At 46.7% G+C, this 13,192-nt stretch carries 13 protein-coding genes and 2 riboswitches; of the genes, 7 read left to right on the top strand and 6 right to left on the bottom strand.

What is annotated here, in order from left to right; translation table 11 throughout:
• Positions 1-62 precede the first annotated feature (62 nt).
• Together ACE5KN_RS18315 and ACE5KN_RS18310 are read right to left on the bottom strand one after the other, a co-directional pair.
• On the bottom strand, positions 63-824 hold the full coding sequence (locus ACE5KN_RS18315) for an SDR family oxidoreductase (protein WP_375526018.1): 762 nt from the start codon (positions 822-824) through the stop codon (positions 63-65).
• Positions 821-1,231: a MerR family transcriptional regulator gene (locus ACE5KN_RS18310; protein WP_375356506.1), complete on the bottom strand. Its 411-nt coding sequence runs from the start codon at positions 1,229-1,231 to the stop codon at positions 821-823. Before ACE5KN_RS18310 ends, ACE5KN_RS18315 begins: the two co-directional genes overlap by 4 nt.
• Positions 1,232-1,398: 167 nt before the next feature.
• On the opposite strand from ACE5KN_RS18310, the gene ACE5KN_RS18305 reads away from it, so the two are divergent.
• Both ACE5KN_RS18305 and ACE5KN_RS18300 read left to right on the top strand, forming a co-directional pair.
• Positions 1,399-1,905: a MerR family transcriptional regulator gene (locus ACE5KN_RS18305; RefSeq protein ID WP_375526019.1), complete on the top strand. Its 507-nt coding sequence runs from the start codon at positions 1,399-1,401 to the stop codon at positions 1,903-1,905.
• Complete coding sequence (locus ACE5KN_RS18300) at positions 1,902-2,345, top strand: SRPBCC family protein (RefSeq protein WP_375526020.1); 444 nt, start codon at positions 1,902-1,904, stop codon at positions 2,343-2,345. Before ACE5KN_RS18305 ends, ACE5KN_RS18300 begins: the two co-directional genes overlap by 4 nt.
• A 280-nt stretch (positions 2,346-2,625) precedes the next feature.
• On the opposite strand, the gene ACE5KN_RS18295 is transcribed toward ACE5KN_RS18300, so the two are convergent.
• Complete coding sequence (locus ACE5KN_RS18295; RefSeq protein ID WP_375526022.1) at positions 2,626-3,792, bottom strand: MFS transporter; 1,167 nt, start codon at positions 3,790-3,792, stop codon at positions 2,626-2,628.
• Between the two features lie 78 nt (positions 3,793-3,870).
• On the opposite strand from ACE5KN_RS18295, the gene yeiL reads away from it, so the two are divergent.
• Positions 3,871-4,542 carry a transcriptional regulator YeiL gene (yeiL, locus tag ACE5KN_RS18290; RefSeq protein WP_375526023.1) on the top strand — a complete coding sequence of 224 codons (672 nt, stop codon included), beginning with the start codon at positions 3,871-3,873 and terminating at the stop codon, positions 4,540-4,542.
• A 10-nt stretch (positions 4,543-4,552) separates the two neighbouring features.
• On the opposite strand, the gene ACE5KN_RS18285 is transcribed toward yeiL, so the two are convergent.
• The 3 genes from ACE5KN_RS18285 to ACE5KN_RS18275 are packed head-to-tail and all read right to left on the bottom strand — an operon-like array spanning position 4,553 to position 6,452.
• Positions 4,553-5,047 (bottom strand): methylated-DNA--[protein]-cysteine S-methyltransferase, encoded by a 495-nt coding sequence (locus ACE5KN_RS18285; RefSeq protein WP_375526024.1) that lies wholly within the window; start codon positions 5,045-5,047, stop codon positions 4,553-4,555.
• A gap of 48 nt (positions 5,048-5,095) precedes the next feature.
• A complete protein-coding gene (locus tag ACE5KN_RS18280; RefSeq protein ID WP_375526103.1) occupies positions 5,096-5,659 on the bottom strand; it encodes a bifunctional transcriptional activator/DNA repair enzyme AdaA in 564 nt (187 codons plus the stop codon).
• Between the two features lie 22 nt (positions 5,660-5,681).
• Positions 5,682-6,452: an isocitrate lyase/PEP mutase family protein gene (locus tag ACE5KN_RS18275; protein WP_375526025.1), complete on the bottom strand. Its 771-nt coding sequence runs from the start codon at positions 6,450-6,452 to the stop codon at positions 5,682-5,684.
• Between the two features lie 195 nt (positions 6,453-6,647).
• A riboswitch (cyclic di-GMP riboswitch) is annotated at positions 6,648-6,735 on the top strand.
• A 58-nt stretch (positions 6,736-6,793) separates the two neighbouring features.
• Positions 6,794-6,881, top strand: a riboswitch (cyclic di-GMP riboswitch).
• 14 nt (positions 6,882-6,895) lie between these two features.
• On the opposite strand from ACE5KN_RS18275, the gene ACE5KN_RS18270 reads away from it, so the two are divergent.
• From ACE5KN_RS18270 to ACE5KN_RS18255, 4 genes are all read left to right on the top strand, one after another.
• Entirely contained in the window at positions 6,896-7,696 is an 801-nt protein-coding gene (locus tag ACE5KN_RS18270; protein WP_375526026.1) for a transglutaminase-like domain-containing protein, read from the top strand.
• 282 nt (positions 7,697-7,978) lie between these two features.
• Positions 7,979-11,665 carry a collagen binding domain-containing protein gene (locus tag ACE5KN_RS18265; protein ID WP_375526027.1) on the top strand — a complete coding sequence of 1,229 codons (3,687 nt, stop codon included), beginning with the start codon at positions 7,979-7,981 and terminating at the stop codon, positions 11,663-11,665.
• Positions 11,666-11,845: 180 nt separating this feature from the next.
• Positions 11,846-12,664 carry a DUF6597 domain-containing transcriptional factor gene (locus ACE5KN_RS18260; RefSeq protein ID WP_375526028.1) on the top strand — a complete coding sequence of 273 codons (819 nt, stop codon included), beginning with the start codon at positions 11,846-11,848 and terminating at the stop codon, positions 12,662-12,664.
• A 92-nt stretch (positions 12,665-12,756) separates the two neighbouring features.
• On the top strand, positions 12,757-13,134 hold the full coding sequence (locus ACE5KN_RS18255; protein ID WP_375526029.1) for a VOC family protein: 378 nt from the start codon (positions 12,757-12,759) through the stop codon (positions 13,132-13,134).
• Positions 13,135-13,192 lie beyond the last annotated feature (58 nt).

Below are 13,192 nucleotides of genomic sequence, written 5' to 3'. Positions count from 1 at the left end.
CAGGCCAGCCTCCGCTTACGCACCCAGGGCGTAGCGGAGGCAGGCATTTATGACAAGTGTATTTATTCAACTGCGTTTTTTGTGGCCTGGTACATCTTTTCCGTGTACTCGTCGATTTCATCTCGCGACATGCGCAAGCGGCTAACAGAAGTGCCATATCCAATTTCCTCTTTACCCTCTTCCAATCCTTTGAAAATGCCATCCGCGAAAGCATCCAATGGTTCTCCATGCACATGCAGCCCTGATCCGCCTAAATCTGTATTCACTGCCGGAGGAGCAATCTCAATGACTTCCACAGACGTTTCAGACAGCTGGTGTCTTAGGCTCATGGTAAAAGAATGAAGAGCTGCTTTGGTCGCTGAATAGATCGGAGCAATGACAAACGGTGTAAAAGCCAGCCCGGATGTCACGTTAATGATGGCCGCCTCTTCTTTTGCTGCAAAATATGGAGCAAACAGCATAGAGAGGTGAAAGGGTGCCTCAATGTTGGTGGTGATTTCTTTATTGAAATAGCTCCAATCGTTCTTCGCATCCGCTTTTAACACATTAAATCGTTGCTGGATTCCTGCATTGTTAACCAACACATTCACTTCCGGATAGTTTTCCGTGACCCAATCAAACAAAGCTGCGCGCTCGGATTCCATATCCAAATTGCACACACGTGTAATGAGGTCAGGGAATTTTTCTTTTGCATTTTGGAGCACATGTTCACGCCGTCCGCAAACAATGACTTTATTGCCGGCTTTCAGAAAGCGCTCCGCAAAAGCCAACCCGATTCCCGCACTTCCGCCTGTAATAAGTATTGTATTTCCTGAAAGTTTCATAATAGCGCCTCTTCTCCATTATTTTTCACTTCATTTTTCTTTCTTTCCTGAACCCGTTTTGTATAAGTTGCTATCTTTACGTCGATTCCTTCCAATGCTTCATTCATCTGCGAAATTTCAGCCAGTACAGCTTGCTTGTGATTCTTCAGCATTTCGAGCCGGAGTTCGGTAGTGTCATCTCCTTCTACGACCCAATCAATATACTGCTTGATCTCACGTATAGGCATGTGAGTGTTTTTTAAATAAGTAACGACTTTAAGGATCGTTATTTGAGTTTCTGAAAATAACCGTCTGCCGGCTTCGTCGCGCTCAATGAGCGGCAGCAGCCCCTTTTTTTCATAATAACGCAATGTGGATTCCGGTACATTGAACATGGCTGAAGCTTCGCTAATTGAGTAATACTTCATCCTGGAGGCCTCCAAATCATATCTTTACATTGTCGACAGGATTATGATACGACTTAAACCATGGTTTAAGTCAACAAGGTAATAAATATTTTGTTTGCACCTTACGTGACGTCATCTTTTATACTTAAACTACCGGTAAACAGTTAGCGCTAACAAAGGGGTTTCTTATGGTACGACATTGGAAGGTGGGGAACCTGGCAAAACTAACGGGACTCACCGTGCGAACTTTGCGATTTTACGATCAAATCGGCTTGTTCTCGCCATCCGGCCAGACGGAGTCCGGGCACAGGCTGTACAGTGAATCCGACCTGTCGCGCCTGCAGCAGATTGTATCGCTGAAGGAATTGGGCTTGTCTCTTGAAGAGATCAAGTCTGTCCTGAACGACAAGCAGATCAGTCCGCTGGAGATCGTCAACCTGCAAATGGCCCGTATCAAGGAACAAATCAAGCTGCAGCAGACGCTGCTTGAACAGCTTCAACATGTGTCCAAGTCCATGCAGGGGAAGGAACCGTTAGCGGTTGAGGATTTCACCGAGCTTTTGCAAGTGATGAAAAAGAGCCATGAGAAGCTGGTCGTCGAGCGGCGGACAAGCTGGGAACACCGTCTGGATGTACTGGGCGATTTTCTTGCCGAAGAAGAAGGAGATTCGAAAACTAAGGAGGATTCACCGTGACTGAACGATTTGTCAAACATGCCACCTTTGTCGTGGAGCGGACGTATGCTGCATCGCCTGCGAGAGTTTATAAAGCCTGGTCTGATCCGTCTGCCAAAGCAAAGTGGTTCTCGAAAGCTGATATTTTCGAATTCCGTGTCGGAGGACGCGAATACAGCAGCGGAGGTCCGCCAGAGGGGCCTGTCTTTACCTTTGACGCTTGTTATCAGGAGATTGTGCCGGAGCAGCGCATCGTCTATAGCTACACCCTTGATTCAGATGATGTGCGTATCTCCGTCTCGATCACAACGATCGAGCTTATTCCGATGGAGGGTGGCACGAAGCTGATCTTCACGGAGCAGGGAGCATTTTTCGACGGTCACGATACGCCGGAAGTGCGCGAGCATGGCACTAATGAGATGCTGAATGCACTTGGCAAAACACTCGAACAAGAAGGGTAACAATGGTGGCCGAACAAGAGTGATTTTTCGCCAGCTGTTTATGAATAAGGCAGAGTTTGAAGAAGCCAAGGAGTACTGTATCGAGGGCAATGAACAAAACCTGGACCGGCTGAACGCTCTGCTTGCAGAATTAATGGCATAATGTTGAATTTATGAGGATATGCCGACAAGGGGCTGTCCCAACAACAAAAAGCCGAGAACAGAGAGAAATTTTGCCTGTTCTCGGCTTTTTTAGGTGGATATGCACGGAGCAGCGGAGAGGACGAAGCAGGGTCCCAGGTCAATGAGCCTTTTGGGTTTGGGATTCCAATCTCTGATACACAAAAGCAAGCAGCATCGCCGGCACGGTACAAACAATCATTCCCAAAAAGGCGTATCTTGGCTCGATTTCGTATAAATAGCCGCCGAAAATGGTGAACACCGCCGTGCTCCAGCTAAGTGCCAGCGCCGAATACATTCCCTGTGCCTTGGGAACCTGTTCATGCGGGATATTTTTGATCAAATATTTCATAAAGGCATAATGCCCCATCGCAAATGAGCATGCGTGTAAGATTTGCGCGATACTGAACACAATCACGTTCGGAAAGGCAAATACCAATATCCATCGCAGGGATGAGCCAAGTGCCGCCAGCGCCAGTAAGGAGCCTGCCGAAAAATTGTGAAATTTCCGGTCAGCGACCGCGAAGAAAATAATTTCTGCAATTACGGCAATATTAATAATCACGCCGATCAAATATTTTGGTGCATGGATTTCTTGCAGATATATATAGCCGTAATTGTAGTAGGAAGCGTGTGCCGCCTGCAATAAAATCACAATGACAAGCACCAAAGGAAAGTGTTTGATTTGAAATAATTTAAGCATTCCGTTATTTTGGATTTTGCTCGCTTGCGGCTTTTCAGATAAAACTACGGGTGCACGCATGAATCCAAGGCATACGAACACCACAATGCCAAGCAGCATCGCCCATAAAATAACTTTTTCCCCCATTGCGCCGGTAAAGACGGCCAAGATCAAGCCAGTCACCACAAATCCAATGGATCCCCATAAGCGGCTTTTTCCGTAATGCTGCAATTGCTGCCGCTGCACAAGCACTCCGGCTGCACTGTCCAAAGCAGGCATTAACGCAGGATACACCAAATGTAAAAATACAGTTACGGCAAGCAAGCTGCCGAAGGCATGGGACGGAATGTAACAGAGGAGCGCAATGAGCGTGCCGATGGCCGCTGCATTTAATAAGGTTTTACTGCTGAATTTCCCCGATAATGCAGGGAAAATAACTAATGTGGACAGGCCTCTTGCCACCAAACCCACGCTCATAATCAGACTTGCCTGTGACACCGAGATCCCTTTTGTATGAATCAACCATCCGGTCCAATAGGGCAGAAAAACACCCCATGTAACAAAAAAACTGAAAAACTGTCTGCTCATCCAGCGTTGTGTGTTCATTTTGTTCCCTCCACAGGTTGCATGATATCATGGAGGGGGATACGGCAACATGAGAAATCTCATCTTTTGGGGTGGACTATGGAAATATATAAAAATGAGAAAAGAGAACGTTATCTGGAGGAACACTCCATTGCACATTTATTTTCTTTTCCGATTGAAGAGTTTATTGAGGTGCATGAATATAAGCGTGGTGAATGGATTATTAAGGAAGGCATGAGGCCTGATTATTTATTTTATGTTGTTGAAGGAAAGGCCAAAATTTATGTGACCCATCACAACGGGAAGGTGTCCCTGATTAATTTTATCAATGCTAAAGACTATTTTGGAGAAATGGAATTGTTGAACGAGGTATATTATACAAAAGGGATTCAGACTTCTACCAGGACGGTTTGCTTTGCGTTTCCTTTTCATCACTGCCGTGCACAAATGCTGGAAGACCCGTTATTTCTGCGTGGACTGACGAAGTTTCTGAGTGAAAAAGCCACCAAAATGGCGGCCAAGTCCTCGCAAAGCCTCGCTTTCCCGCTTGAAAACCGGTTAGCGGATTTTATTTTGCAGACTGCTGACGAAGGGGTCTATAAGGAAAAGCATGTGACCGTTTGTGATTTTCTGGGTGTCTCCTATCGGCATTTATTATACGTATTTGCTCAATTTTGTGATAAAGGATATTTGCAAAAAGAAGGCCGTCACTACCGCATTCAGCGGTACGACTCCTTATATGAACTTGCCGGGATGTTGGGGAATACGTAGTGATTTGCGATTAAACGCCTGTCCCTTCTTTTCTCAAACGTTGCTCATGCTTAAGAAGCCATTCCTTTCGCCATAGGCCGCCCGCATAGCCGGTTAACTTCCCGTTGGTACCAATAATTCGGTGGCAGGGGATGACAATGCTTAATTTGTTTTTGCCGTTTGCGCTGCCGACAGCTCGTATGGCCTTTTCATTCCCGATGGAAACAGCAATATCTTTGTAGGACCACGTTTGCGCGTAGGGGACTGTTTTTAAAGAATTCCAAACCGTTTTTTGAAATTCAGTACCTTCATATATATAAGGAAATGTAAACTCGGTACGTGTGCCTTTAAAATACTCATCAAGCTGATCACGGCAAAGCTTCAAAGCCTGGGGAGTTTCGTCATGGATAGCATTTACGATCTGGTCCCGTTCCGAGAACAGGATAGAGTAAACCGCTTGATCGGTTCCTTGTATTTCAACCATTCCAATGGGGGATTGGTAATCTATTATATACAGTCTGCTCATATAAGGACCTCCAAGAAAAAAGGTAGTATTGAATCTCCAGTTTATCGATTAAGGCTCTTTCCTCATCTTACGAAACTCGCTTGGCGAACAGCCTTTTAAATTTCGAAACACTTTGTAAAAATTAGAAAGACTTTGGAAGCCTACCTCATAACCAATTTCAAGATTGGTCATATCGGTCGTTTGAAGAAGCTGTGTGGCTCTATCGATGCGCACTTTTTCCAAAAAAGTACGCGGAGTCTCTGATGTTTCTTTTTTAAACAGCCTTTCAAGATAAAAGGGGCTTAAACCGACCTGTTCCGCAATATCATTCAGCTTCAAATCTTGTTTATATTGATTCACTAAAATTGTCGTAACACTTTTGACAAATTCACTGTTTGGAGAATGTTCAACCTCGGGCTGGCATCTTTTACATGCACGATAACCAGCTTTTTCAACCTCACTGATATTGTGATAGAACTCAACATTTATCTTTTTGGGCTTTCTGGATCTGCAGGAAGGACGGCAGTAGATTTTTGTTGTTTTCACGGCTGTAAAAAATAGACCATCATATTTCCGGTCGCAGGCAATGATTTTTTCCCACATCTCGTCAAATGAAAGATTTATACTGGTCATCACTTCATCCCTGCCTTCTGATCTAGTTTTCATATAAATGTGAGGTATCCTGTAATTCCAATAATTTAGCCGCATTGTTTTGTAAGCAAGCGATGACTTTATCTGACAGGGCATTTCCGAAGCTGAAACGCTTGACGCCTAACTCTTTCAGCTTATTACAACTCGTCAGGTTAGGCAAAGACAATATATTGAGCGGCGCCTTGACTTGAGCAGCTATTTGCTGAATTTCGTCCTCTTCCGTTACCCCTGGCACAAAGATGCCACTGGCCCCGCTTTCAACATAGGCACTGGCCCGATCGATCGTTTCATTGAAGGGGTTTTCCAATTGAAAGTAAGTATCCGTTCTGGCGTTGATATAAAAATCTTTGAATCCGCGATTTTCCAGCGCCGTCCTCATTTTGATCAGAAGGCTGCAATGATCCGCTATATCTCTTAACCCCGTTTCTTTTTTCAAGGAATCCTCGATATTAATGCCGGCGACCCCGACATCTGCTGTTCTTAATACATTATCGATAATTGTGTTAAAATCCTCGCTATATCCTGCCTCGATATCAGCGGATACCGGTATTTTTACATTTTCTGCAATGGTTTTGACGATTGCTAGATTTTGATTAAAATCTATTAATTCTCCGTCCGCATAGCCTAACGAGTTGGCAATCCCCCAGCTGGTAGTACCAATGGCTTTAAAACCTGTCTTCTCTAATGTCAAAGCTGATAATAGATCCCAGGCATTTCCCAAAAATAATAGCTCCTCTGAAGTATGGAGATTATTGAACTCCCGAATCATCGACATTTTGCTTCCTCCTTGGCTTTGGTGTAACTCATTCTATCAAGGAGGCTTTAATCATTTCGTCCTCATTCTTGCTCTTATGGTCTGAGATATGAACGAAAAAAAAGATCATCGAATGGGCGCGGAAATCAATGAATCTTGTAAATTTTCTCTTGATAGAAATAGAGATATTTGGTAAGATAGTCTCACAAAAGCTACTCACGATAACGGCAAACTTGTCGAAAGGCAAGGACGCAAAGCTACAGGGCCTACTTGGCGATATGTCAAACGGCAGCCAGCTACCGAACGAAGACGCTTTTTTTGTTTTTCATAGGATAATTTTATATTAAAATCTGGAAACTCTAGCACGACAATGGCAAACTTGTCGAAAGACTGGGACGCAAAGCTACAGGGCCTTCTTGACGATATGTCAATGGCAGCCTGGCTATCGAAGGGAGTTTGCAGTTATGCGCAACGCAATATTCGCGATTGTAGGACTTTTTGCGTTATTATTGTGGGCTCCGTTTGTACAAGCTGCGCAATCTCAGGATTGGCTGGGCTTGGAACAGCTGGACCGTGGTGTGATCGTTGTTCGCTATGATGTGAAAGCCGGCATCAAGACGAAGCTCATGATCTCAAAAGGTCAGGACAAATATACGTATGTACTTTCGCCGAATAAACGGCAGGAAGCATTCCCGCTGCAGATGGGCAACGGTGATTACACGGTTACCGTACTGGAGCAAGTCAGCGGTACCAAATATAAGATCGCACAGGAAGCGCCCGTTACACTTCAACTGGCAAACAAGAGCAAAGTGTTTTTGAGTTCTGTACAAAATATCAATTGGAGCGAACAGGACAAGGCTGCTCAACTTGCGAAGAAGCTAACCGCGTCTGCTCAATCTGACGAAGAAAAAGTACAGGCTATTTATGAATATATTGTTGGTACGATCAGATACGACAAGGCTCTTGCAACCAGTGATCTGACAGATTACCTTCCCGATATCAATCGCACGATTGCAGGGCAGAAGGGGATGTGTTACGACTATGCCTCCCTGTTCGCTTCCATGCTGCGGAGTATCGGCATTCCAGCCAAGCTCGATATGGGGACTTCGGAATACGTCGATGTTTACCACGCCTGGAATGAAGTTTATTTGAACGGAAAATGGGTAACCATTGATACAACGGTTGATGCGAGCTGGAAAGCCAAAGGGGCCGATTTTAAAATGATAAAAGACGCCTCTCGTTATTCGGTATCCAAATATTACTAAAAAGAATACGATTAACTTAAGCTTTGGACACATGTCCAAGGCTTATTCGAGTTTGTAGAGAAATTGTAGAGGTCCGGCAGTTATAATGCAAGAAGCCCATTTGGTTCTGGTGGGAAAAACAGGAACAATGAATCGTGCGCCATTTAGAAATAAGTGGAGGTGATGGACTGAAGGTCTCTTAACGGCATACAATTCAATGCAGTATAGATAGCCCGATTTGCGCACGGAAAGCTGGATCGGAACCGACATTACGAGGGTGATGTAGAGACTGAGGGAGAGATTATGAAGAAAAAAGTTAGTGGAATCGTTGTGGCGCTGCTGCTTCTGCTTCAATCGGTTTTTGGTGTAACCGTCTGGACGGGCAATGTAGCCAATGCCAACGCGGCCGATGCACTGTCAAACGTGCAGGAATCCGTGTATGGGGAAACGGATGAAGTTGCAGTGACGGATGATGTGTATATCCCGCCGGCGCCAGTCAAGAATACGGACAATATTTTAACAAAAGTGGTATTAACCGACTCGAATGGTAACGTGGTCGATGCGGTATATAATCCGGACAGTACCCTGGACATCGGTGAGGCTGTGAATCTCAGCTACGAATGGGAGCTTCCGAATAATCACGGCTACAAGAACGGGGATACCTTTACCTTCGAACTGCCAAAGCAGTTTGAAATTTTTACGGACATTGACGCACCGCTCGTGGCCGATCAAGACAAAGTTGGCACATTTACCGTCGATCGGAGCGGGAAGGTTGTCATGACCTTCAACGATTATGTGGAAAGCCATTCCAACGTAAGCGGCAAGCTGCAAATACGCACCGAGTTTACGAAGGAAACGATTAAGGGAAGCACGGAAGTCATCATTGCCATTCCGGTAAAAAGCGGTGTGCAGACCGTTATCGTGAATCTGAAGCCGCAGGGCGGAAAGTTGATCGATAAACAGGGGAAAGCGGTTGGCAAAGACCGGATCGATTGGACGGTTCAAGTCAACAAGTCGCTGGATAAGATCAAGCATGCGGTCATCACGGATGTGATGCCTGAAGGCTCTGAGCTCATCGCCGACTCTGTGGAGGTATACCGTCTGCAGGTTAACGGTGACGGCTCGACGGTCCTTGGCGAAAAGGTAGGGGCCGACAAGTATACGGTTGAAACGAACGGCGGCGCCAAACTGGAGCTTGCGTTCCAGGATGAGACGATCAGCAAAGCCTACGAGATTCGTTATTCAACGAAGCTTACCGGCGAGCAGGCGCGTTTTGAGAACACTGCTGTACTGTCTGGCGACGACATGGAAAATGCCAAATCAACTGCTACGGTAACAGTGGACCGCGGTAAATTTTTGGATAAGTCTTATAGCCAGAATAAAGATAACGGAATCATCACCTGGACTGTGAAATACAATTTCAACGAGAAAAAGCTTACGAAAGAGCAAGCGATCATCATGGATGAATTCAGTGCGATTCATACGCTGGTTGCTGATTCGCTGAAGGTGTATAAAGGGAATTCGACGAAGGCAGAAGATCAGCTTTCACCGGATGAATACACCTTTACACCGACGGGTACAAACGGATTTACACTTCAATTCAATAATGGTATCGATTCTCCTTATACGATCGTTTACCAGACCAAACCGGTCGACCGGACGAGCGCTGAGGGACAGCCAGTAAAGAATAAAGTCGTATCGGGTGACTCGTCCAAAGAAGTAACAGCTCCGGCCCAAGGAATTCGCGCTCTGGTGAAGGGCGTCTCGAATGTCGACTTTGCCAACAAAACGGCGAAGTGGGTTATTACGGTCAATGGCGATAAAAAGCCGGACGGCAGCAAGTACAGCATGGAGAATGTAGTCATCAGGGATACGTTCCCGCAAGGCGGCCTTGAATTCATTCCGGGTACAGTAGTCGTAAAAGCGGACGGGAAAGTCGTTCCTGCGAGCGACTATAAGGTCGAGTACAATAATCTGCGCAGTGGCTTTGATATCAAGTTCTCCAAGACCATTGACACCACGTATACAATCGAATATCAAACGAAATTTAACATCGACTGGCTGAATAACAGCAAGCTGGATTACATGAACAGAGCCATCATGACGTGGATCGAGAACGGCGAGGAAAAAGGCCCGATCCAGCGGGATGCGAGCTTCTCCTCCGATGGCTATACGAAAAATAACGGCGGTAAAGACGGCAGCTACAATCCAGTCAACAAAGAGATTACGTGGAACATCAAGATGAACTACAATCTCAAATCGCTAGACGAAGCGATCGTAACGGATGTTCTGAAGCAGGATCAGAAGCTTGTACCAAATTCGGTGAAGGTATACGAGATGAAGCTGACAGGGGGACGGGATGGGGTTGCTAAGGGCGCCCAAGTACCGGCGTCTCAATTTGAGGTGACGGAACCGTCTGATGCGAACGGAAACCAATTGTCCATTCGTTTTACCAGCCAGATCTCAACCGCATACTGGATCGAGTTCAAAACATCGCTGCAAGGCACAGTGATTGTCAAGAATATTGATAATACGGCTGAGCTGCTGAACGGCACTACTAAAGCGGCCACATGGAACGCCAGTGTGTCAGTTCCTCATGGCGGCGAATATGTGAAGAAAAACGGCGCCCAAAACGGAAACAAAATCGATTGGTCCGTTCGTATCAATGAAGGGCAGTCGCAAATTTCCAACGCCAAGATTCTCGATTATCCTAGTGCGAACCAAGTCCTGATCGAGGAATCGTTCCACCTGTACGCAACCAAGATCAATGCGAACGGTGAAGCGGTCAAAGCTGATGAGCTGACAAAAGGGAAGGATTACACATTAACCATCTCAAGGCTTGACGGCGATCAAGAGACGTTTGAATTAAAGTTCACGGACGCGATCTCCACGGCTTATATTTTGGAATATCAGTCGTTCATCACCGCTGGAGATAAAGAAGCTGTACAGAATAAAGTGGCGCTCGAAGGAGATCAGCTGAAGACCGAGGTTAGGGAAACGACGAAGGAGATTATCGTCCGCACTTCCTCCGGTTCAGGCTCGGGAGGCGGCGTCACGGGCAGCCTGGAAGTAACGAAGGTTGACCAGGATGATCAGACGAAGCCGCTGGCAGGAGCAAAGTTTGCCCTTTACGATAAAGCCGGTAAGAAGACGCCGATCGTAAAAACAACAGGAGCAGATGGAAAAATTCTGTTTACGAAGCTGCTGTTTGACGACTATGTTCTGGAGGAGCTGGCAGCTCCGGAAGGATATAAGATCGATCAGGCAACATGGGACGTAACGATCGACTCCAAAATCCAGAGTCAAGGCAACGTAAAGAAACTGACTATCACGAACGCTAAGGAAGAGCCAACCAATCCAGGCGAGCCAACGGACCCGACGGATCCAACGGACCCGACAGATCCGACAGATCCAGGCAACCCAACCGATCCTGGCAATCCGACAGACCCAGGAAACCCTGGCAATCCAACGGATCCGACAGACCCAGGAAATCCTGATAATCCGACGAATCCGACTGATCCAGGAAATCCTGGTAACCCAGGCGGCCCATCGAATCCAGGAACGCCTGGTGGTTCGAAGGACGACGATGATGATGATGATCCTGGGCTGCCTTCGGAAACTCCGTCCAGTCCAGGAACGGGAACCCCGTCTAACCCAGGGACACCTTCCGGCGAAGTAGATGTGCCGGATGAAGATACCCCAAGAGGCGAACCGACAACAACTCCTCAAACCCCTTCGACGGAAACGCCAACCGTTGACATCGATGAGGAGGATACTCCGCGCGGTGAAGGCGAGCCGGAACTGGATAAGCCGAAACCGGAGAAGCCGGCAGTACCAACGCCGAAACCACAAACTCCGCCATCGGAGACTACGGTAACGATGCTGCCGCAAACGGGTGAAGCAGGCCACTATCCGTTCTATCTGGCGGGTCTCGGGCTGATCGCTCTCGGTGTATGGTTAGGCTTCAGACGGAGAACAATGAAACCATAATTGTTTAACACTTTGCTCCCCTTGTCCTGGTAACAGGATTGGGGGAGTTTTTTTCATGCTGGGGACCGGCTTCTTGAGCTGCGGCAAAAACTGCTATGATATGAGCGGCGACCATCCGGTCAAAATCTGATATGATTTGAAGAACGACGGAGCAAAAATAGCAGCAAGGGAGAATGTGAAATGAGACATTCCTATCGTCCTGTACCATCACCTAAACTGCAGCCGGAGCTGCATCACCCCGGGTACAGTTACCGGGAATATGCGCCGAGCCATCACTTGGCACCGTATATTGTTTGTTATTGGACAATGGAATTTCAGCCAGGGGCTGAGAAGCAATTGCACCGGATTATTCCGGATGGCTGTGTCGGTATAATCGTAGATCTTCTTTCGTCCTCCTGCCGGAAGGCTGCTTTTGTCGATGGGCTGGCGACCCAATCTGAAGTTTTACACTTCTCGGCCGCCCGTTCGATGTTCGGCATCCAGTTTTATTCGGAGGCGGCCGGGGCTATTTTAAAATCTCCCCTCTCGGCGTTAACGGGACACCATGTTTTCCTGGAAGATATCTGGGGAATTGAAGGGCCGCTTATGGTCGAAGAAATTCTGGCCGCCAATAACGTTTCAGCCATCATTAAGATCGTTGAACGCAAACTAAGCCAAATCCTGGATTTGAATGATATGCCTGCCTCTTCTTTGGTATACAAAAGCATGCAATACATGTACGGTTTCAAAGGGAATCTTTCCGTTAAGAACCTTGCGGAAAAGCTTAATTTCAGTGAACGGCATCTCCGAAGAGCCTTTGATCGGGAGCTCGGCTTGAGCCCGAAAGAGATGCTGGGAATCGTCCGGTTTCAAAGTATGCTGCAAGACCTTTATAGACGCAGCTATTCAAGCTTGACGGATCTGGCATTGAAATACGGCTACTATGACCAGTCGCATTTTGCCAAGGACTTTACGCGTTATTACGGACTGCCGCTTAGACAAGTCGCGAAAAAGGGGTAAAGAAGTCCGTTTTTTACTATTTTGATTGTCAGTACAAGATATATGATTGGGGGGAAGCGAAAATCAAATCACAACGATTGGAGTGGTGAAGCATGGCGGTTCAATTGAAAAGAATCGGGATTTACGTGAAGGATATGAAAAAGTCTTTGGAATTCTACCGCATGTTGGGTTTGGACATACCGCAAAGCGCCGACGAAGAACAGCACGTTGAGGTGGACCACCACGGGCTTCGCCTGGCTGTGGCCACAGTGGAAGCAGCGAAAGCCGTTTTTGGCGGCTGGGAAAAACCATCCGGAAATCGTTTAGAGCTTACCTTCCAGTGCAGCAGCCGCGAAGCGGTAGACGAGCTGTACCGTAAGTTGATGGAGCATGGATACGTTGGGCTGAGCGAGCCGTTTGACGGGTTCTGGGGAGAGCGTTATGCCATCGTAGAGGACCCTGATGGCAATCTGATTAGTCTTGCCGATTAGTATGTCCAGCAAAAAAGGGCACGACCTTGAAAAAAGGTTGTGTCCTTTTTACATTTCA

The organism is Paenibacillus terreus (assembly GCF_042138595.1).
Classification (GTDB): Bacteria; Bacillota; Bacilli; order Paenibacillales; family Paenibacillaceae; genus Paenibacillus; species Paenibacillus terreus.
Note: the sequence above shows the minus strand (reverse complement) of the source record. Positions and strands in the feature narration are given on the sequence as shown.